Raw genomic sequence first — 19463 nt, 5'->3', positions numbered from 1 at the left:
GGGCTCGTGGGCGACTGCATCGCCGGGTTCCAGTTCCGCCCGTGCCAGCGCGAGATCCGCTCGCGTCAGAACCTTTCCAGTGGTGTCTTCGGGGTGATAGAGGGTCGCGGCAACATGAAGCGTCAGGGCTTCGGGCGCCTCGTTGCCGAGTGCGTCCCGGACCCCGCTCAACAGGGACTGCGCGAACCGGTGACTGTCCGCGATACTGTCACCGAAGGCTGCCATGTCGGAACCGTTGAGCCGTCCCGCGGCGCCGTACTCGGTATCGGCGACGGCCTGGTCGAGGACCTTCGCGATCCGGGCGAGCAGTCCATCGAGGTGCTGGTGGCCGACGATCTGGTTGAGCGTGGCCAGGTCGTGGATGCGGAGTACCACGAGGCTGCCGGAGGAACCGGCATGCCGGTTATCCAGCGAGGCCTGCAGGCGGGCGAGAAACGGTTCCCGGGCAAGCAGGCCCGTCACGTCATCGTGTTGCAGTCGGGTCTTCAGGCGTTCCAGTCGTCGCGACTCCTCCGCGAGCATCCCGCGGACATGCTCCGTCAGTCGGTTCATGGCGCGTACCAGTGCACGGAATTCCCATGTCCGCGGTTCGGGGGTGGTGATGAAGCGGCGTGCGCCTACCGCCTCGGCCTGCTCCACGACATGCCCGAGGGGCTGGATGAGCCGTCCGAGCAGGAACGAGCCCAGCAGACCGATGATCAGGAGCCCTGCAGTGAAGATTGCCGTCAGGCGCAGGGTGCCGGCCCAGAGCTCTTCGTAGGCGTAATTGGTCTGGCTCTCGACCATCAGGGTGCCAAAGGACGACCAGCCGTCGGACACCTGCGCCACCCCGGGGCGGACATCGAAGTTCAGGGTGTCGATAAACCAATCCGGGACACCCTGTGGTGTTTCGGGATTGCGTCGTTCCAATATGAGATCACCCGCGGGATCCTCGAGCCGGATATGGCGGTAATGGCCGGTATCGAACTGGGAGGCGATCTGCAATTCGACGGTCGTATCGTCCTTGGGCATCTGGGAAAGCGACAGTGCAAGCGAGGCGGCATTGTCGATGTTCTTGGTCAGGATCTGCTGGGCCAGATAGTTGCGTGCCGACACCGTGCTGGCGACAACGCTCACCAGCAGCGCGAGCAGCATGATGATGGCCACCGCGATCCAGAGTTGTTTTCTCAACGTCATGCCTGCGCCCTCTTTATGGGGTCGGGTTGATGGGATTTTCGAGATCGAGACCGTATTCCGCCAGTTCTTCCAGGACCCGTCGCCAGCGGGACAGCCGGGCCGTGGGGTCGGCCTGCGATTGTGACGCGCCCTCGGGCCAGAGGCCCTCACTGTTGAACGAGAAGATTGGCGTCAGGTCATCGCGTTCGCCGGCGCGCTCGATCCGGGTGATCAGGTTGTCGAGAACCCGGGGCTCGTCGCGCGGCGTTTCGAAGTAGCCCAGGACCATATGCGCCTGGCTCAGGTTACTCCCCGGGCCGCCGATGCGTGCTCGTACGTAGAAGAGCCGCAGACGTTCATCGGGGATGCCCAGTTTGCGCAGGCTGACGTACTTGGCGATCGAGAAGCCTTCGCAGTCGGCGGCACCCTTGTCCATGGCCTCCAGCGGAGTGGCCCAGAAGTCCTCCTGGCCCCAGGTGATCTGGTCGTCCTGATAACGCAATTGGCGGTTGAAGAACTCGTTCACCCGTGTGATCTGGGTTTGCTCGTCTTCGTCTGCCAGCGTTTCCAGCAATTCGCGCCATTGGCGGACCCGGTCGGCCGTCTCCGGGCCGTACCGGTTTGCGGCGAACTCCTCCAGTTGCGCGAAGTCTTCGAGCCCGGCGTTGGAAATACCCAGGGTCCACGTGCCCAGCGCCAGCATCAGCACGACGGCGAGAAGCTGGATCATTCGCGAGAGGGTACGGGCACAAGACCAACGCACGTGGGCGTGTTCTCCGATGAGTGAGGATGACGCGTCTCACCGGATGATGGGCTAGGTTGACGGGGAACGCCAGATTTTCACCGGAAAATTCTCATTTATATCAATCCCTGTTTCGTTTTTCGTTTGCTCAGCGTTAGTCGGGAAAGGTAACCAGAGTTGTGCAATCGGGGGCCGGTACCTAGTATTCAGAAGTTTTGGTAGCCAGAAACTTCTGACCGGCAAGCGAAAACAAGCTCGGCAGCGGTCGTTCTGGGGGGTGTCCACGCTTAATGAGAGGACAAGAGCGATTAAGCGATTTGGGTCTGTGACCAGCAAGGGGGTTCTCGTCGGATTGACGGCGACCGTGGCGATAACGGTGGGGACGTCTGCGCATGCCGCGCCGCCACAGGAACTCCGGGACGCCGCGATGGAAGCAGTGCTCTCCAATCCGGAGGTCCAGTCGCAGTGGCATGAATTCCGGGCGGCCGGCGAAGAGCAGGCCGGCGCGCGGGGGCGGTTCATGCCGGAGATCGATCTGAATGCCCGAGCGGGCTACCAGCGACAGCGTTCCAGTGATGACCGCTTCGACAGCTTCTCGCGCAACCCGCGTGGCGTGGACATCACGCTGACGCAGATGTTGTATGACGGGTTTGAGACCTCCAGCGAGGTCAATCGCCTTGGCGAAATCCAGCGCGTCCGGTACTTCGAGCTGCGGGAGATGACCGAGGATATCGCGCTGGAGGCCGTTCAGGCATTTGCCGACGTGCAGCGACAGCGGCTGCTGGTGGAGCTGGCGCAGGATAACTATGACGCCCACAAGGAAGTGTACGACCAGATCGTCGACCAAACCGAGCGCGGGGTGGGTCGTGGCGTGGATCTGGAACAGGCGGCCGGGCGCCTCGCGCTTGCGGAATCCAACCTTCTGACCGAGCGGCAAAACCTGCATGATGTCAATGCCCGCTACTATCGCGTCGTCGGCGAGATGCCGGCCGATGGCCGGGCGGATCTCGTCGGAACCTTCTCCGAAGAGCCCATCCCGGACACGGTGCAGGAAGCGCTGACCGAGGCGGTCACTACGAACCCGGCCATGTTCGCGTCCCTGAGGAACATGGAGGCGGCGCAGGAACAGCGCAATGTCGCCCGTGCGGCCTTCCACCCCCGGGTCGATCTGCGTTTGCGTCACGCCTACGAGAACGACCAGCTGGAAAGACAGGACATCCGGATCCATGACACCTCGGCCATGGTGATGATGACGTTCAACCTCTTCCGGGGCGGAACGGACCAGGCGCGCGTGCGGCAGTTCACGGAAGAGTTCAATCAGGCGCGCGACCAGCAGGAAGTGGTCTGCCGCAACGTCCGCCAGACCGTATCGGTGGCGTACAACGATGCTCGTTCCCAGGAAAGCCAGCTGCGGTTCCTGCGTCAGCATCGCGATTCCTCCGACCGCGTGCGTACCGCTTACCGGCAGCAGTTCGGTATCGGCCAGCGCACCCTGCTGGATCTGCTGGATGCCGAAAACGAATACTTCGAGGCCAGCCGCGCCTATGTCAATGCGCAGCACGACCTGGAAATCGCGAAGGCCCGGTCCCTGAACGGCCTTGGCCGGTTGCTTGAGTACCTGGAGATTTCGCGCGGGGACATGCCGACGGCCGACGAGATGGGGCTGGAAGACGAGGAGGCACGCATCGATCCCGACTCGGTGTGCCCGCCGGAAGCACCGCGGATGATGGAAACCCGGCACGAGAGCATCTTTCGCTGATCGCCAACCGATGTTCGGCGGAACAGAAGGGCCAGCCTCCGGGCTGGCCCTTTTCCGTTGGATGGTGTGCGGATCCGGACGCCTTTAGGTGGGCGCTCTCAATAGGTTGTCCACGGGGCGACTTTGAACCCCAGGGTGTTTGGCTCAGCGCTCTTCGATGGGGACGTACTCGCGCGAGGGGTAGCCGGTGTAGAGCTGGCGCGGGCGGCCAATGCGCGATTCCGGATCCTGCATCATCTCGTTCCAGTGCGAGATCCAGCCAACGGTGCGGGCGAGGGCAAAGATCACGGTGAACATGTTCAGCGGGATGCCCATCGCGCGCAGGATGATGCCGGAGTAGAAATCCACGTTGGGGTAGAGCTTGCGCTCGATGAAGTAGTCGTCCTCCATCGCGATGCGTTCCAGCTCCATGGCCACGTCAAACAGCGGCTGGTTGTCGGCGCCCATGTCGCCCATTTCTGCCAGCAACTCGTGGCACATCGTGCGGATGATCTTGGCCCGCGGGTCGTAGTTCTTGTAGACGCGATGCCCGAAACCCATCAGGCGGAAGGAGTCGTTCTTGTCCTTCGCCCGCGCGACGAAGTCCTCGACGCTCTTGTCGGAGTTTACGATCTCCTCGAGCATGCGGATGACCTTTTCGTTCGCCCCGCCGTGCAGCGGGCCCCACAGCGAGGCGATGCCGGCTGAAATCGCGGCAAACGGGTTCGCCTCGGAGGAGCCGGACAGGCGCACGGTGGAGGTCGAGGCGTTCTGTTCGTGGTCGGCGTGCAGGATCAGGATCAGGTCCAGGGCGCGCACGAACACCGGGTTTGGCTGGTAGGGCTCGCTGGGCAAGCCGAACATCATGGACAGGAAGTTGGCGGTGTAGGACAGGTTGTTGTCCGGGTACATGAACGGCTGTCCGTGCGCATACTTGTATGACCAGGCGGCGATGGTGGGCATCTTGGAGATCAGCCGGTGTGCGGCGATGCGCCGGTGATCCGGGTTATGCACGTCCACGTTGTCGTGATAGAAAGCCGACAGCGCGCCAACCACGCCGACCATGATCGCCATCGGATGCGCGTCGTGGCGAAAGCCGTCAAAGAAACGGCGCACCGCCTCGTGCAGCATCGAGTGCTCCTTGATGATGCGCGAGAAGTCGTGGAGGTCATCGGAGGAGGGCAGCTCGCCGTTCAGCAGCAGGTAGCAGACCTCGAGGTAGGTGCTCTCTGCGGCGAGTTGCTCGATTGGGTAGCCGCGATAGAGCAGCGTGCCTTCGTCGCCGTCGATGAAGGTGACGTCCGAACGACAGCTGGCCGTGGACATGAACCCCGGGTCGTAGGTGAAGTAGCCGAGTTCCTTGTACAGGGCACGGATATCCAGGCAGTTCGGGCCGTGCGAGCCCTCCTGGACCGGCAATTCGATGCTCTTGCCGGTGGTGTTGTCGGTCAGGGTGACGGTTTTGCTCATGAAACGGCCTCGTGGGAAAGGGGTCGTCCGGATGCGGATGCCCCAATGGTAAACCAAAGGCGGCGCTGCGGCAGCGGGATTCGGGCGGCTCCGCGGTGGCGGTCGGACCTCCGCTGTGAATTTCGCGCCTCGTGTGTCGCGGCGGCTGCGTGTGGTGGTGGGCCTGGATGCGGCGGGTTCAGGAGGCGGGCGGGCCGCGGCGTTGGCGCTTGTCGGCGTACATGGCGGCATCGGCGTTGGCCTGTGCCTGGTCCAGGGAGCCGCTGACGGTGCGGCAGGCATAGCCGATGGAGGCGGACACGCCGGAGGTGGTTAGGGCCGAGCGCCGCCGGCCAGCGATCTCGGGGAGGTTGTCGGCCGGGGTGTCGGGCAGCAGGACGGCGAATTCGTCGCCGCCCAGGCGGGCCACGATGTCGTTCTCGCGGGTTGCGTCGCGCAGGGCCCTTCCGGCCGCAGCAATCAGCCGGTCGCCCGCGTCGTGGCCCTCCTGGTCATTCACGGCCTTCAGGTGGTCGAGGTCCAGGGCGATGATGCCCGCCGGGAGGCTGTGATCCAGGCAGCGCTGCTCCTCGGCGTTCACGGCGATCTGCCACCCCCGCCGGTTGCGGGCACCGGTGAGGGCGTCGCTGTACGCCTCGAGTTCCAGGGCCTCGCGTTCGCGTTCGAGTTCGTCGATCTGGCGGCGCTGCCGGAGCAGGGCCTCGATGACGGCCACCGTGGATTCGATTTCCTCGGCGTGTCCCTCGAGGTCCCTGGACAGGGCCTCCGGATGCATCGCACAGAGAACGCCGTACATGCCGTATTCGTGGTCCTGGACCGGAAAGCCGATGTAGCTGCCGCTGGCGGGTGGGTTGTCCTGGGCCGCTAGTACCTCCCGGTAGGCGGGGACTTGCTGCACGTCGGGGGCGATGCGTGGACCTCGTTCGGCAAGCATGCGGATGCAGAACGAGTTGCCCCAGTCGAAGGCGGTGCCGGGTTCGATCCCGTATCCATGGTCGTCGGCACGCACCACGATCTGCTCGTTGCCCTCGATGCGGGTCAGCATCCAGACGTCCAGTGGGGCGATCCGGTGGAGCAGCTTCAGGGCATTGTCGACCCCGAGGTTGAACGGGGAAGGGGCGGCGTCGAGTGGATCGGAGCTTCGGGGCATAGGACATTCCGTCGAAAAGGCGCGGGTGTCGGTTTGATACTGGAAGGCCGCGGTCAGGCCGACGCGGCCTGTGGCGTCTGCCGCATGGCGCGGGTGGCGCGCTTCAGGGCGTTTTCGAGGCTGCCGGTGCCGGCCTCGCGCATGGCGTGCCCAACGGCCGCGGGGATTTCCTGCTCGGCGAGAGACTGTTGCAGGTCCTGGGCGCGCTGTGCGAGTGGCGCCTCGCTCAACTGGCTGGCGAGCAGGGCGAACTGGTTGCCGCCAAGTCGACCGATCAGGTCGGTGGGATGTACCAGCCCCTGCAGGGCGAGGATGGCGCGGACGAGGTCGGTATCGGCGGGGAACCCGGTGGTGCCCGGGGGCGGGTGGTCCGGGAACAGGTCGAGGGCAATGACGCCGGCCGGTTGGCCGCTCCGCTGGCAGCGCGTTTCCTCGGCTTCCAGGGCGAGTTCCCAGCCACGGCGATTGAGTACGCCGGTCGCCGGATCACTGTGCGCGGCAAGGGCGGTGTGCTGGCGCAGACGGTCCAGGACCTCGGCCCGCTCACTGAGGCGCAGCACGTGACCCAGTGACTCGGCCAGGGCGCGGACCACAGGCTCGTGCTGTTCGATGCCGGTATCCATGGGTTCCGGATGCAAGCCGCACAAGGTGCCGAAAAGCTCGCCGTTCCCTTTGTACAGCGGGAATCCGACGTAGCAGCCGATCGTCGCAATATCATTGATCGAGGCGTGGGCATAGACCGGGATTGTGCTCGCATCGGCGGCGATGTTCGGCCCGTCGCCCGCATTCATGTGCAGGCAGTAGGAATGCTGCCAACTGAATGCGGCCCCCGGACGGAAGCGGGGTGCGCGACCGCGCGTGTGTAGCACGATCCAGTCGTCGGCCTCGACCCGTGTCACCATCCAGATGTCCAGCGGGATCAGCGCCTGCAGGGCATTCAGGGTGGCATCGACGGCACCGGAGAACTCGTCGGCCAGTGCGGTGGCAAGGGTGGCCCCGGGCATGCCGTGGCGCGCGTTCGGTTCGGTCGGATCCGTCATCCTACAAGCGGGGCAGGTCGGGATGTGACAGCTGCCCGCCGTGCACGTGCTGGCGGCCAAACTCGGCGCAGCGGGCCAGCGTCGGGACGGCCTTGCCGGGATTGAGCAGGCCCAGTGGGTCGAAGGCGCGGCGGAGGTGGTGAAACTGCTCCAGTTCCGGCGCGGCGAACTGGACGCACATGCCGTCCAGCTTCTCGACGCCGACCCCGTGTTCGCCGGTAACGGTACCCCCGACCTCAACACACAGCTCCAGGATCTGCTGACCGAAGGCCTCGGCTGTCTCCAGCTGGCCGGCCTGATTGGCGTCATACAGGATCAGGGGGTGCAGGTTGCCGTCGCCGGCGTGGAAGACATTGCAGACCCCGAGGCCGTGTTCGCGCGACAAGCTGTTGATGCGTTCCAGCACGGTACCGAGCTGGTGGCGCGGGATGGTGCCGTCCATGCAGTAGTAGTCGGGCGAGATCCGGCCGGCAGCGGGGAAGGCGGCCTTGCGCCCTGCCCAGAAGAGGGCGCGCTCGGCGTCGTCTCGGGCGGTTCGTACCTCGGTGGCACCGAGATTCAGCAGCTTCCGGCGCACCACCATGATGTCCTCGGAGACCTCGGCGTTGGTGCCATCGAGTTCACACAGGAGGATGGCGGCCGCTTCCACCGGGTAGCCGGCGTGAACGAAGTCCTCGGCCGCCCGGATGGCGGCGTTGTCCATCATCTCGAGGCCGGCGGGGATCAGGCCGGCCGCGATGATTCCGGCTACGGCGCGTCCGGCCGTGTCGACATCGTCAAATCGCGCCAGCAGGACCTGGGTACGTTCGGGGCGCGGGAGCAGGCGCACGGTCACCTCGGTGACGATGCCGAGCATGCCCTCCGAACCGACGATCAAGGCCAGCATATCCAGGCCGGCGGTATCCAGGGTCTTGCCTCCGAGCCGAATGACCTCGCCGTCTAGGGTGACGAGCTCCAGCCCGGTCACGTTATGCACGGTGAGCCCGTACTTCAGGCAATGCACGCCTCCGGCGTTTTCGGCGACATTGCCCCCGATGGAGCAGGCGATCTGGGAGGAGGGGTCCGGGGCGTAGTACAGCCCCTGGGGAGCAGCGGCCTCGGAGATCGCCAGATTGCGTACCCCGGGCTGAACCACCGCACACCGGTTGTCCGCATCGATCTCCAGAATGCGGTTGAAGCGCGCCATGGACAGCAGCAGCCCGGTCTCGCTGGGCAATGCCCCGCCGGACAGGCCGGTGCCCGCCCCGCGCGGAATGATCGGTACGCCATGCTCACGGCAGACCCGCAGGCAGGTCAGTAATTGGTCGCGGGAGCGTGGCAAGGCCACGGCCCCGGGAATCTGGCGGTAGGCGGAGAGGCCGTCGCACTCGTAGGCCCGGCGTTCCGCCGCCTCGAGTACCAGGGCATCGGATGGCAGTTCGGCCGTCAGGATCTCGATGACCGCGGCCAGTGCCCGCATGGCATTGTCGGACGGGGCGATGGATGGATGCGCGTTCATGAACTCGATGGTAGGGGTCTGCTGGGTACACGCGATGTGATCGCATAAACTGTAGGCCTTTTTCTGGAGCGGGGCCGATGATGGACATCGGAATGGGGTCCTACCTGGCGGTGGCGGGGGGCGGTGCGCTGGGTTCCGCACTGCGCTTCGGCATGCAGGAGTGGATGGTGGCGCAGTTCGGTCGTGCCTTCCCCTGGGGGACCCTCGGCGTCAACATCCTCGGCTCCTTCCTGATCGGCGTGCTTGCCGTGCTGCTGGTGGAACGCATGGAGTTGCATCCCGCCTGGCGGCTGTTGCTGGTGGTCGGAGTGCTGGGGGGCTTTACGACGTTCTCCACGTTTTCCCTCGAGGTGGTGCATATGCTGGATACGGATGCCTGGGCGCGGGCGCTCGGGTACATGCTGGCGAGTCTCCTGACCTGCGTGTTCGCCGCCGCCGGCGGGTTGTACGGGACGCGCTGGGTGCTGGGTGTCGGGCCTGTGGCTTCGTGAGAGTCGCCAGAAAGGGTCTCCCGGGCACCGCTGCATCGTGGACGTCGTCGAGTGGCAACCGTAGACTTCCCCGTCGTTCCCGCAACCCGTCACTGGAAAGCCGTCATGCTTGATATTCGCAGCTTGCGTCAGGATCTGGACGCGACCGCCGCCGCGCTCGCGCGTCGCGGCTATACCCTGGACCGCGAACGTTTCGAGTCCCTGGAGGCCCGGCGCAAGGCATTACAGGTGCGCACCCAGGAACTGCAGGCGGAGCGCAACACCCGCTCCAAGAACATCGGGCAGGCCAAGGCGCGGGGCGAGGACATCGAGCCACTCAAGGCGGAGGTCGGTCGGCTGGGGGAGGAACTCAAGCAGTGCGAGACCGATCTGCATGACGTCCAGAAGGCACTGGACACGCTGCTGATGGGGATCCCCAACCTGCCGCAGGCGGATGTGCCGGATGGCCTGGACGAGCAGTCCAACGTGGAAATCCGGCGCGAGGGCACGCCGCGCGTCTTCGACTTTGCGCCGCGCGATCACGTCGACCTGGGCCTGCCGGGTGGCTGGCTGGACTTCGAGGCGGCGGTGCGGGTGGCCGGCTCGCGTTTTGTGGTCATGCGCGGGCAGATGGCGCGCCTGCACCGGGCCCTGACCCAGTTCATGCTGGACATGCACACGGGCTCGCATGGTTACCAGGAGACCTATGTGCCCTACCTGGCGAATCCCGAATCGCTGGAGGGTACCGGGCAGCTGCCGAAGTTCGACGAGGATCTGTTCTCGGTGGACTGTGACCAGCGCTACCGGCTGATCCCGACCGCCGAGGTGACCCTGACCAATCTGGTGCGCGAACAGATCCTGGAGGCCGACGAGTTGCCCCTGCGGATGGTCGCCCATACGCCGTGTTTTCGCTCCGAGGCCGGCAGCTACGGCCGCGACGTGCGGGGGCTGATCCGGCAGCACCAGTTCGAGAAGGTCGAATTGGTGCAGATCGTGCGCCCCGACGAGTCGAACGCGGCCCTGGAAAGCCTGCTGGCGCATGCCGAGGCGGTGCTGCAGGCGCTGGAGCTGCCCTACCGTGTGATGCTGTTGAGCGCCGGGGACATGGGCTTCGCCGCCGCGCGCACCTATGATCTGGAGGTCTGGCTGCCGGCGCAGGATGCCTACCGCGAGATCTCGTCTTGCTCGAACTTCGAGGCCTTCCAGGCGCGGCGGATGCAGGCGCGTTTCCGCCCGAAGGCGGGCGAACGGCCGGAACTGGTGCATACCATCAACGGCTCCGGGGTGGCCGTGGGCCGGGCACTGGTGGCATTGCTGGAAAATCACCAGCAGGCGGACGGTTCGATCCGCATTCCCGCGAAGCTGCGTCCGTATCTCGAGGGAACCTCGGTACTCCAGCCCCCGTCGAACTAACAGGCCCATTCGGAAGCTTGCCACGTGAAACGTCCGTTCCCCGGAATTCGTCGCCCCGCTGCGCTCGCCTTACTTGCGGCGCTTTTGCTCGCGTGGGCCGTGATGGTTCCGTCCGTGCTGGCCGACGACGAGGCCGAGCCGGATGAAGGGCTGGTGTTCGACGACACGCCGCGCCCAATCGGGCTGCATACGCCCGACTGGTTCGAACTGAGCTTTCTGGATCTGCGCGAGGACCTCGAAGACGCGGTGGACGAGGGCAAGATGGGACTGGCCGTCTACTTCGGCATGGATGACTGCCCCTACTGCGAGGCCCTGTTCGAGAAGAACTTCGCACAGGACGACATCCGCGAGTATCTGGCATCGAACTTCAATGTCGTGGCGATCGACGCCCTGGGCACTCGCGAGGTGACGGATCTGGATGGCGAGACCTGGATCGAACGCCGCTATGCGGCGGAACAGCGGCTCAACTTCACGCCCTCGATTGCCTTCTACGACGAGGATGGCGAGCGCATCCATCAGATGCGCGGCTATTACCCGCCCTACCGCTTCCGTGCGTTGCTGGAGTACGTGATTGACCGGCACGACCGGGAAGAGAGCTTCGCCGACTATCTTGAGCGGGCCAGTCCGCCACCGAAATTCGAGCTGGATGACATCAATGAGCGTGATTTCTTCTCCGGCGAGCCGTATGCGCTGGATCGCAGCCAGGTCCCCGCGGACCGTCCCCTGGTGGTGTTCTTCGAGCGCGAGGCCTGTCACGCCTGCGACATCCTGCACTCCGAGCCGTTGCAGCAGGACGAGGTGCTGGAGCGCATTGCGCTGATGGATGCCGTCCAGCTGGATGCCGATGATGCCGATACGCCGGTACTGACGCCGGATGGCGAGCGTACCAGCGCGAAGGAGTGGGCCTCCGACCTGGGCGTGCACTGGGCCCCCACACTGATCTTTTTCGACGAGCATGGCGAGGAGATCATTCGCGTCGATTCCGTGGTACACCAGAATCGACTGCGCAACGTGATGGACTACGTGCTGACCCGTGGCTACGAAGACTACCCGACCTTCGAGCGCTGGCGCGCCCAGCAACCGGCACGTCCCTGAGCCTGCCGTGACAGGCCCGCTGAACCAAGGAATGACCTTGCATTTCGAACGTGACTTCGTAATCCGCAACCGCGAGGTGCTGGAAGGAATCGTCGCCCGGTCTCACCGCGTGGCGCTGGGGATCTTTGCGCTGACCTTCAGTGGCTACGGGGCGGCCGTCTGGCTATGGTTCCAGGACTACATGTGGGGTGCGCTGGGGGCAGCGACCCTCAGCTATCTGGTGTTTCGCCAGTTCCGCATGCTCGCGCTGGGCGTGGCGCGCATGCCGCTTCGGGGTGACCCCCAGGCGGTGGAGGCGTTGAAGGCCATCGATCTGGCACTGGAACGGGACAAGCCCCATCCGGTGCTGGCCGAGGTAGAGGCACATCTGCGCGGACTGGAAGACGATCCGCCCACGCCGGAGGAGCGCACTGCGGCCGGCCGGGGCGAGCCGCGAAGCGGGGCGGGCAAGGCAGAGCCGGGAGACGCGGGTTAGAGATCGACCGGAACGCCCAGTTTCTGTTCGATGACGCGCACCAGGGTCGCGTGCAGGTCTTCGCCATTGCGATCGTCGATCCAGGCGCCTTCCTCCTCGGAGTAGCCGAAGTGGGCCGGACCCTCGGGCGAGGAAAGCCAGATCTGTTCGGCGGCTTCCTGGCGGTTCAGGATCATCTGGGCGCCGTCGTCGAACTCGATCGTCATCACGCCGTCGATCAGATCGATGTCCAGATCATCCAGCGCGCTCTGCTCGCTCAGGCGGGTCTGGATGTCGTCCAGGGCTTTCTCGGCAAATACGGCGAAGGAGGTCTGGCTCATGGGGCGCTTGATCCGGTCGGGAAGGTTGGGGGCTTGCAGGGCGCGATTATAGATCAGCCGCGCCAGGCGGCAATGGCCAACCCCGCCCAGCCGAGGATAAAGGCCGTCCCGCCCAGCGGCGCGATCGCCCCGAGGATGCGGGGTGCCCCGAGGGCCAGGGCATACAGGCTGCCGGAGAAGAGCAGGATGCCGATCACGAATGCGACGGCGCTGGCGGTGGCCCAGCCGTTGGCCAGGTGTGCCCACAGCGCGGCCAAAAGCAACAGGGCCAGGGCGTGGATGAAGTGATACTGGACCCCCGTGTGCCAGGTCGACAGCGCGTGTTCCGAGAGGCGTTCCTGAAGGGCGTGGGCCCCGAAGGCGCCGAGGATGACCGCGACCCCGCCCAGCAGGGCGGCGATGACGATCAGGGGGCGTATGAGGGGTTCGCCACCGCCCATCAGGCGTCGTCGCCCATCTCGCTGTCGATGTCCTGGCCGGGGACCCAGCCGTGTTCGCGGGCGCGTTCGATCGCCTCCTGGTGGATGCGCTCGTGACGTTCGCGCAGTTCCGGCGGGAGGTTGCTGATGCGCAGGTCATACTTGTCCCACTCGGCATTGACCTGGTCATGCAGCATCTGGATGCGCGAGACATCCCAGCCATCGCAGGTTTCGGTCTCCGGCAGGATGCCGAATACCCAGGCATCGCGGATGAAATTGCCGATGGGGGTCATGCCGGCGTACATGTCGTTGTACAGGCCGACGTAGGTGCGGTTGGAGCGTTTGGGTGCGTTCATGCCGCATAGTGTAGGCGCGCGTCAGGCTGAGGCAAAGCGATTTCGACGCTGTGTCGAGGGTTGGCCAGATGACCGGGGGTAAACAGGTGCAGGCCGAGAACGAGTCGCTGGCGCGGGTGCGCATCCGTGCCTTGATGAAACTGATGGTACTGGCGGCCGCGCTGCTGCTGATGGTGGTGATGCTGGGGTATGCCTTTTCCGGTCCGGTGGATACCCGCGGCGAGACGCTGCGGGTGGACCTCGGGGAGATCGCGCCGGGCGAGGCCGGGCGCTTTGTCCACGGGAACCGGCATGTGCTGGTGGTCCATCGCGACGCCGCGTGGCAGGCAGCTCTGGCGGACGACGACGAGCTCGTGGACCCGGGCGCGCGGCGGGGCCAGCAGCCGGATGGCCTGGACCTGCCGCTGCGCAGTTTCAGGCCCGAATGGCTGGTGGTGATCGGCGAGGGCACGGACCTGGGCTGCGAGCTGGACCTGGTGCACCCGGATGACGCCGAAGACTGGAGCGGGGGGTTCGTCGACCGCTGCCGCGGCGGTCGCTATGACGGCGCCGGGCGGGTGTATGCAGAGCAGTCCGCTCGCCGCAACCTGCCCATACCCGACTATCGATTTGTCGGGGATGAGCAGTTGATTCTGGAGAATCCCTGAGACCCCTGGTCGTCTTCGCGAAGGGCGGGATAGAGATCGAAGCGCACGCTCTTGCCCTTGACGCGGGCCTGGGGCGTATCCGGTCCGACAGCCGGGGCATGCAGCGGGCGCTTGACAATCACGCGGCGTTCCACGTGCCGGCGCAGGCTGGCCAGGGTTTCCTCGGCATCAGGGTCCGCGGCGTCGGGCATCAGCGCCTGGATCAGCTGCATGTCCTTCTTGACGGCCGCGCGCTTGGTGCGCTCCGGGAACATGGGATCGAATACGGCGGCCATCGCGGGCGGGTCCAAACGATCGGGGTTGGCGTTGCCCTCGCGGAGATCAATGCGCCCGATGATGGGGGCGAGTTCCGGGTGGAGTGCGGCGCGAGCCAGCGCGTCGGCCAGCAGGTGGTACACCACCGGGTGCCGCTCCCAGGCCGTTACCTGGAAGCCGTGCGCGGCCAGTAGCAGGGTGTCGCGCCCGAGCCCGGCGGAGGCGTCCAGTACCCGGCCGTCGCGCGGGAGCTTGCCGAAGGCACGGATGAGCCCTTCGCGCTGATGGCCGGCATGGGCAAGGCGGTAGCCCTGGCGCCCGGCGGCGAAGTCGAGCTGCAGCCGCAGCGGTGGTCGTGTGTCCTCGCGGATCAGCTCGAGGCCGTGGTCGCCGGTTTCCAGGACCAGGTCGGCGTCGCCGTCGTGGTGGTAGCCGCAGCGGGCCAGTGCCTCGCGCAATCGCTCGGCTTCCGCCTTCCGACCGGGCGCGGCGCGTACGGTGAGCGGCATGGAATCAGTAGTGCGGCGGTGGGGGTTCCGCGCCCTCGGGGGCGCCGCCGCGTTCCTCAAGGTCACGCAGACGATCCCGCAGCCACTGGACTTGCTGGCGCAGTTCGGTATTGGCCTGCTGCAGTTCCAGCTGGACGCGGGCCTGCTCTTCCTGGGTGTATTCCTGATGGGCCTGGCGGATCTCCAGGTCCTCGATGCGCTGTTGCAGGGCCTTGGTGTCCATGCCGGTCATTCCACCACGTTGCGCGGCTGGCCGCTCGCGAAGCCGCGGATGTTGGCCGTGACCTCGTCAATCACCCGCTGGCGGGCGCTCCGGGCGGCCCAGGCGGTGTGGGGCGTGAGGACGAGGTTCGGGATGTCGTCGGCCAGCAGGGGATGATCCGCCGGCGGGGGTTCCGGCTCGAGGACGTCGATGCCGGCACCGCCGAGAGGCCCGGAGCGCAGGTGGCGGGCAAGGGCGTCGGGATCGACCAGCCCGCCGCGGGCCGTGTTCAGCAGCAGGCTCCCGGGACGCATCCGCTGCAATGCCGCATCGTTGATGAGGTGTCGGGTCGCGGGCGTGAGAGGGCAATGAAGACTGATCACGTCGCACTGGCAGAGCAGGCGATCCAGTGGGACGCGGTCTTTTTGTGCGGTGCGGGCGGGATCCTGGCTCTCCGCGACCAGGACTTCCATGCCGAAGGCCTCGGCCACGCGGGCGGTCGCCTGGCCCAGGACGCCCCATCCGATGATGCCGAGGCGCATCCCGGCCAGGGTGCCGATCGGATGGTCGAGCAGGCAGAACTGGTCCGAGGCGCTCCAGCGACCTGCGCGGATGTCGGCCCGGTACGCGTCCAGTCGGGTCACCAGGGTCAGCAGCAGCGCGAAGACGTGCTGCACGACGGAGTCGGTGGCGTAGTCGCGGGCATTGCTGACCACCATGCCCAGCCGGCGCGCGGCGACTACGTCGATGTTGTTGACACCGGTGGCAGCGGCGCAGACGAGCCGCAGGCGGGGTGCCGCGGCCAGCACGTCGGCGTCCAGTTCGACCTTGTTGGTGATGACCACCTGGGCATCAGCAATTCGTTCGGCGCGCTCGTCGGGACGCGTGCGGTCGTGGAAGGTCCAGTCGGGCAGGCATGCCCGGAGTTCGGTCAGGTCGAGATCGTCCCGGTCGACCGTGGAGAGGTCGAGAAAGACGCCGCGCTGGAGCTGGGTCATGGGCCGCGTTCCCCGGGATGCTGTTAAACCGGTATCCAATGAAAAGGGCCCCGCACGGCGGGGCCCCGAAACGTGTTCCCGCGTTTTGCACTCGTACCTAGTTTTCGCCCATGAAGGCGGCGAACAGGTTAAGCAGGTGCAGGAACATCACGTAGAGGTTCGCGTACAGCGAGACGGTCATCACGATGTAGTTTGCCTCCGGATCGTGAATCATCCGGCTGGTATCGAACAGGATCGCCGCCGACAGCAGCAATACAACCGCTGCGGAGATGGCCAGCGACAGCGCCGGGATCGCCAGGAACAGGTTGGCAACGATGGCCAGCAGAGCGACGATGAGGCCGACCACCAGAAAGCCTCCGAGGAAGCTGAAGTCTTTCTTGGTGGCCAGGGCGTAACCGGACAGCGTCACGAACGCGACGGCCGTGGCGGCGAATGCGTTGCCGACGATCTGCGGACCGTTTGCCAGTCCGAGGTACATGCTCAGGATGGGCCCGAGGAAGAAGCCCAGGGCACCGGTAAAGGCGAAGGTCAGCACGATGCCGAGCATCGAATTGCGGGCGGCGTGGATGGCGAACGGACCACCGATCAGCACGCCAAGCATGATGATCCAGTGCACCGGCGGGGCGTTGACCGCCATGGCGATAAACGCGGTCACCGCGCTGAACGCCAGGGTGAGCGACAGCAGGATGTAGGTCTGCCGGATCACCTTGTTGGTCGAGATGGTCTCGCTGATGGATCCAGTGCTGGACGGATTACGACTCGAGCGGACGATCTGGTCTCGGGACACGGGTCAACTCCTCAATGGGTTCGAAACATCCACAGTGTAGCGGCAAGCGCGGCCCGTTGCAGTGTTTCCATGGAGGATCCGGGGCATCGGCCGGGCCATGGAAAAGCGGGACCGGCGTGGGCTATTTGATGGGCTCGCCGACCTTTTCCGAAATGGTCTTTACCGCATAGTCCGTGGATTTGAAGATGTTGTCCTTGCCGATGATGTCCTCCAGACCGGTGCGTTGCATGACCTCAATGACCTGGGCCTTCATCCCGGCGAACACGAGGGTGATGCCGTGTGCCTTGAGGCGGTGCACGAGCTGGTGGATGACTTCCTCTCCGGAGGCGTCAATCTCGTTGATACCCTTGCCCACCACGATCAGGTACTTGGCCTGCGGATGGCGGGCCAGCAGGTCCAGCACGGCGTCTTCGAAATACGGCACGTTGGCGAAATGAACTACTCCCGCCAAGCCTTTCAGGCTATGGCGTGCGTTTCGCGCTTCATTGGGAGTGCCGGCTCATCCGGGGGATGATTCGGTCTTACCGCCCTCCACGCCTCGGCCGGTTCCCGACCGGATAACTGCGGCTCGGCCCACGCCATCAAGACCCGTGCGGCGTTTTCATCCCGCGTGCAGGACACGCCACAGGGGCACTCATGACGCCGCTGGCTGAGCGGCTTCTTCTCCTGACGCCCACAGGCATGACAGGTCTGCGAGGGCTTGAGTGGACGCGTGGGCGCTTCCATCGCCCAGATACCAGCCTCTTCCGCTTTGTACCCGAGCCGTTGATGGAAGGCCGCGCCCGCCGCATCCAGGAGGCTTCGGTTCACGCCCTTCTTGTGCTGACCGCCCGAGGCGGTCAGGTTGCGGATGTTCAGTTCCTCCAGGCCCAGGGCGGCGAACTGCCCAATCAGTGCCGCCGTCGTCTGATGCAGGAAGTCGTTTCGCTGGTCCGCGACCTTGCGGTGAAGACGACGCAGGCGTTCGTACTCCCCTTGGAGCCGGTTGGAGACGGGAAAGCGCCGCGTCTTGCCGGACGCCTTCTTCGACGCCTCCTCCTTGCGGGAATCGATGCAAATTCTGGCGCGACGCGCCATGTGCCGCCTCACCACCCCCTAAGCCGCTGCGCGGCTATAGGCGGAGCACTGCGGCGCGGTTTGGTAGTCCAGGTTCGGTCAAGTGGCCGTCAGCGATGAAGCGGTCCGGTTCGCCGCCCGTGTCAGGGAGGCGCCGCAGGGTGATATCGCGGATCTCGGCGCGCATGCCGGCCAGTTCGGGCCGTAGCTCATCGCGTTGCAGGCGCAGCTGGTCGGCTTCGTGGCGGAGCTGTACGGCTTCGGCACCCTGCTGTTCCTGCAACTCGGCTTCCACCTGGCGGATCTGGTCGTTGAGCTCATCCAGGCGTTGGCCTTCGCGCTCGATGCCCTGGGCGAGGGTGAGCACGGCGCTCGGCGCCATCCGGTCGGCGGTGGTCTCGGCCTTCTGTTCGTAGCCCACGGCCCAGCTCGTGAGGATGCCCACGACCACGGCTACGAGGACACCCGGCACCTTGGTGGGGGTGAACCGCCTCATCAGGACCATCAGGACGATCGCACCGACTCCAAACGCAAGCGTCGGCCAGTGGATGCGGCCCAGTTCCATGAGGACGTCCCGGAGGCCCAGCATGAATTGGCCGCTCGTATCGATCGGGATACCAAGGATCTTGTTCAACTGCGAGAGTGCAATGATGATCGCGGCCGCGTTGGTGAACCCCACAATCACGGGATGCGAGATAAAGCTGACCAGCGCACCCAGCTTGAAGAGCCCCAGCAGCAGCTGGACCATGCCAACAATGAATGCCAGGGCGATGGCGAGCATGATGAACTCGGAAGATCCCTGGGCGGCCAGTGGTATCAGCGCCGACGCCGTCAGTAGCGAGACCATCGCCACAGGGCCCGTTGCGAGCTGGCTGGAGGATCCCCAGAGTGCGGCCACCATCACCGGTAGCAGGGAGGCATACAGCCCGTAGACGGGCGGCAGACCGGCCAACTGCGCGTAGGCCATCGATTGCGGGATGAGGACCAGGGCGACCGAGATCCCGGCGATGAAGTCCGCGCTGAGCGTCTGCTTCGTGGGGCACCAGCTCAGGAAGGGAAACACTCGCAGGAGGATCGAATTCGTCGGGTCGCTCACTTGGCCAGTTCGGGAGATCGACGAAGGTGCGAAGCCGAGGATCAGGGCCCGGGGTGATCAGGGCCAGGGGCCTGCTAGATCTGTCGTCGGAGTGCTGGCAGCCAGCGCTGGGATCGGCAGGGGCGCAGGTGCGATCGGGAAGTGGCGCTGATTGTAGGGGGTGAGTATATTTTCTTCTATCTAACCTGTTCTATGTGACACATGTCGGATCAGCTATTGGTTGCGTGCGAGCGGCGGCTGTTGGTCGGGTAGGCTGGGGGATGGTGCGGGGAATGAGGGATGGCGGAGAGGGAGGGATTCGAACCCTCGAGGGGCTTTCACCCCTGCCGGTTTTCAAGACCGGTGCAATCAACCGCTCTGCCACCTCTCCGAGGTCGGGCATTGTCTGGCAAGGGGGGCGGGCTGGCAACCGGTGTGGTGCGGCGTCGGCCGACCAGGGTGTTGATGGCAGCCGGGTGTTCGCCATGAAATGCTGTAAACCCCAAATAGAGATGTCCCCTTCTCTGCCAAGTAGAAATGTCCCCTTTTGGGATCAGGCCCGTGGAGTGACGGCAGGCTGACGCCAGGGGTGA

20 protein-coding genes, 1 tRNA gene and 2 pseudogenes are annotated in these 19463 nt (G+C 65.3%); 6 read left to right on the top strand and 17 right to left on the bottom strand.

The features are described from left to right. Both ACESLR_RS09220 and ACESLR_RS09215 read right to left on the bottom strand, forming a co-directional pair. Window positions 1-1176: LapD/MoxY N-terminal periplasmic domain-containing protein (locus tag ACESLR_RS09220; protein ID WP_373067065.1), on the bottom strand; the 1176-nt coding region annotated here is incomplete at its 3' end. A 13-nt stretch (window positions 1177-1189) separates the two neighbouring features. Next, window positions 1190-1885, bottom strand: a complete 696-nt coding sequence (locus ACESLR_RS09215; RefSeq protein ID WP_373023938.1) for a transglutaminase-like cysteine peptidase — start codon at window positions 1883-1885, stop codon at window positions 1190-1192. A gap of 382 nt (window positions 1886-2267) precedes the next feature. On the opposite strand from ACESLR_RS09215, the gene ACESLR_RS09210 reads away from it, so the two are divergent. Continuing rightward, on the top strand, window positions 2268-3656 hold the full coding sequence (locus ACESLR_RS09210) for a TolC family outer membrane protein (protein WP_373054350.1): 1389 nt from the start codon (window positions 2268-2270) through the stop codon (window positions 3654-3656). 144 nt (window positions 3657-3800) lie between these two features. Here the strand turns inward: ACESLR_RS09210 and ACESLR_RS09205 are convergent, their stop codons facing one another. The 4 genes from ACESLR_RS09205 to ACESLR_RS09190 all read right to left on the bottom strand — a co-directional run bounded on the left by ACESLR_RS09205 (window position 3801) and on the right by ACESLR_RS09190 (window position 8793). Next, window positions 3801-5105 carry a citrate synthase gene (locus tag ACESLR_RS09205; RefSeq protein ID WP_373023872.1) on the bottom strand — a complete coding sequence of 435 codons (1305 nt, stop codon included), beginning with the start codon at window positions 5103-5105 and terminating at the stop codon, window positions 3801-3803. Between the two features lie 178 nt (window positions 5106-5283). Beyond that, window positions 5284-6255, bottom strand: coding sequence for a diguanylate cyclase (locus tag ACESLR_RS09200; protein ID WP_373054349.1), 972 nt, complete (start codon window positions 6253-6255; stop codon window positions 5284-5286). A gap of 53 nt (window positions 6256-6308) precedes the next feature. Beyond that, window positions 6309-7259, bottom strand: coding sequence for a GGDEF domain-containing protein (locus ACESLR_RS09195; protein ID WP_373023937.1), 951 nt, complete (start codon window positions 7257-7259; stop codon window positions 6309-6311). A 37-nt stretch (window positions 7260-7296) separates the two neighbouring features. Then, window positions 7297-8793 (bottom strand): FAD-linked oxidase C-terminal domain-containing protein, encoded by a 1497-nt coding sequence (locus tag ACESLR_RS09190; RefSeq protein WP_373023870.1) that lies wholly within the window; start codon window positions 8791-8793, stop codon window positions 7297-7299. An 80-nt stretch (window positions 8794-8873) separates the two neighbouring features. Between ACESLR_RS09190 and crcB the strand changes: the two genes are divergently transcribed. From crcB to ACESLR_RS09170, 4 genes are all read left to right on the top strand, one after another. Continuing rightward, window positions 8874-9284 (top strand): fluoride efflux transporter CrcB, encoded by a 411-nt coding sequence (gene crcB / locus ACESLR_RS09185; RefSeq protein WP_373023936.1) that lies wholly within the window; start codon window positions 8874-8876, stop codon window positions 9282-9284. A 105-nt stretch (window positions 9285-9389) separates the two neighbouring features. Further along, complete coding sequence (gene serS, locus ACESLR_RS09180; RefSeq protein ID WP_373023869.1) at window positions 9390-10676, top strand: serine--tRNA ligase; 1287 nt, start codon at window positions 9390-9392, stop codon at window positions 10674-10676. Window positions 10677-10778: 102 nt separating this feature from the next. Then, the gene (locus ACESLR_RS09175; RefSeq protein WP_373023935.1) at window positions 10779-11771 is read left to right on the top strand and encodes a thioredoxin family protein; all 993 of its coding nucleotides are present in this window, start codon (window positions 10779-10781) and stop codon (window positions 11769-11771) included. 37 nt (window positions 11772-11808) lie between these two features. Continuing rightward, entirely contained in the window at window positions 11809-12246 is a 438-nt protein-coding gene (locus tag ACESLR_RS09170; RefSeq protein WP_373023868.1) for a hypothetical protein, read from the top strand. Here the strand turns inward: ACESLR_RS09170 and cyaY are convergent. Genes cyaY through ACESLR_RS09155 form a run of 3 tightly spaced genes read right to left on the bottom strand, consistent with a single transcriptional unit; the run spans window position 12243 to window position 13341 of the window. Then, window positions 12243-12566 carry an iron donor protein CyaY gene (gene cyaY, locus ACESLR_RS09165; RefSeq protein WP_373023866.1) on the bottom strand — a complete coding sequence of 108 codons (324 nt, stop codon included), beginning with the start codon at window positions 12564-12566 and terminating at the stop codon, window positions 12243-12245. The genes ACESLR_RS09170 and cyaY overlap by 4 nt on opposite strands. A 53-nt stretch (window positions 12567-12619) precedes the next feature. Further along, window positions 12620-13006 carry a DUF423 domain-containing protein gene (locus tag ACESLR_RS09160; protein ID WP_373023865.1) on the bottom strand — a complete coding sequence of 129 codons (387 nt, stop codon included), beginning with the start codon at window positions 13004-13006 and terminating at the stop codon, window positions 12620-12622. Continuing rightward, window positions 13006-13341, bottom strand: a complete 336-nt coding sequence (locus ACESLR_RS09155; protein WP_373023864.1) for a hypothetical protein — start codon at window positions 13339-13341, stop codon at window positions 13006-13008. The genes ACESLR_RS09160 and ACESLR_RS09155 overlap by 1 nt, the downstream gene beginning before the upstream one ends. 86 nt (window positions 13342-13427) lie before the next feature. Here ACESLR_RS09155 and ACESLR_RS09150 point away from each other — a divergent pair, with 86 nt between their 5' ends. Beyond that, window positions 13428-13988: a ubiquinol-cytochrome C reductase, iron-sulfur subunit gene (locus ACESLR_RS09150; protein ID WP_373023934.1), complete on the top strand. Its 561-nt coding sequence runs from the start codon at window positions 13428-13430 to the stop codon at window positions 13986-13988. Here ACESLR_RS09150 and ACESLR_RS09145 read toward each other — a convergent pair. From ACESLR_RS09145 to ACESLR_RS09110, 8 genes and pseudogenes are all read right to left on the bottom strand, one after another. Then, entirely contained in the window at window positions 13943-14752 is an 810-nt protein-coding gene (locus tag ACESLR_RS09145) for a class I SAM-dependent methyltransferase (protein WP_373023863.1), read from the bottom strand. The genes ACESLR_RS09150 and ACESLR_RS09145 overlap by 46 nt on opposite strands. Window positions 14753-14756: 4 nt before the next feature. Further along, window positions 14757-14975 carry a SlyX family protein gene (locus ACESLR_RS09140; RefSeq protein ID WP_373023862.1) on the bottom strand — a complete coding sequence of 73 codons (219 nt, stop codon included), beginning with the start codon at window positions 14973-14975 and terminating at the stop codon, window positions 14757-14759. A 5-nt stretch (window positions 14976-14980) separates the two neighbouring features. Further along, the gene (locus ACESLR_RS09135) at window positions 14981-15952 is read right to left on the bottom strand and encodes a D-2-hydroxyacid dehydrogenase (RefSeq protein ID WP_373023861.1); all 972 of its coding nucleotides are present in this window, start codon (window positions 15950-15952) and stop codon (window positions 14981-14983) included. Between the two features lie 97 nt (window positions 15953-16049). After that, on the bottom strand, window positions 16050-16739 hold the full coding sequence (locus ACESLR_RS09130; RefSeq protein ID WP_373023860.1) for a Bax inhibitor-1/YccA family protein: 690 nt from the start codon (window positions 16737-16739) through the stop codon (window positions 16050-16052). Window positions 16740-16860: 121 nt separating this feature from the next. Next, window positions 16861-17178, bottom strand: a pseudogene (locus ACESLR_RS09125) (sodium-independent anion transporter); the annotation flags it as partial. Between the two features lie 17 nt (window positions 17179-17195). Next, on the bottom strand, window positions 17196-17816 hold the full coding sequence (locus tag ACESLR_RS09120; protein WP_373023858.1) for an RNA-guided endonuclease InsQ/TnpB family protein: 621 nt from the start codon (window positions 17814-17816) through the stop codon (window positions 17196-17198). A 73-nt stretch (window positions 17817-17889) separates the two neighbouring features. Beyond that, window positions 17890-18891, bottom strand: a pseudogene (locus ACESLR_RS09115) (SulP family inorganic anion transporter); the annotation flags it as partial. A gap of 280 nt (window positions 18892-19171) precedes the next feature. Continuing rightward, window positions 19172-19261, bottom strand: a tRNA-Ser gene (locus ACESLR_RS09110). Window positions 19262-19463: the final 202 nt, after the last annotated feature.

Origin of the sequence: Thioalkalivibrio sp. (genome assembly GCF_041685615.1) — a bacterium.
Taxonomy (GTDB): domain Bacteria; phylum Pseudomonadota; class Gammaproteobacteria; order Ectothiorhodospirales; family Ectothiorhodospiraceae; genus Thioalkalivibrio.
The sequence above is the reverse complement of the archived record's forward strand: the minus strand, read 5'-3'. Positions and strand labels throughout refer to the sequence as shown.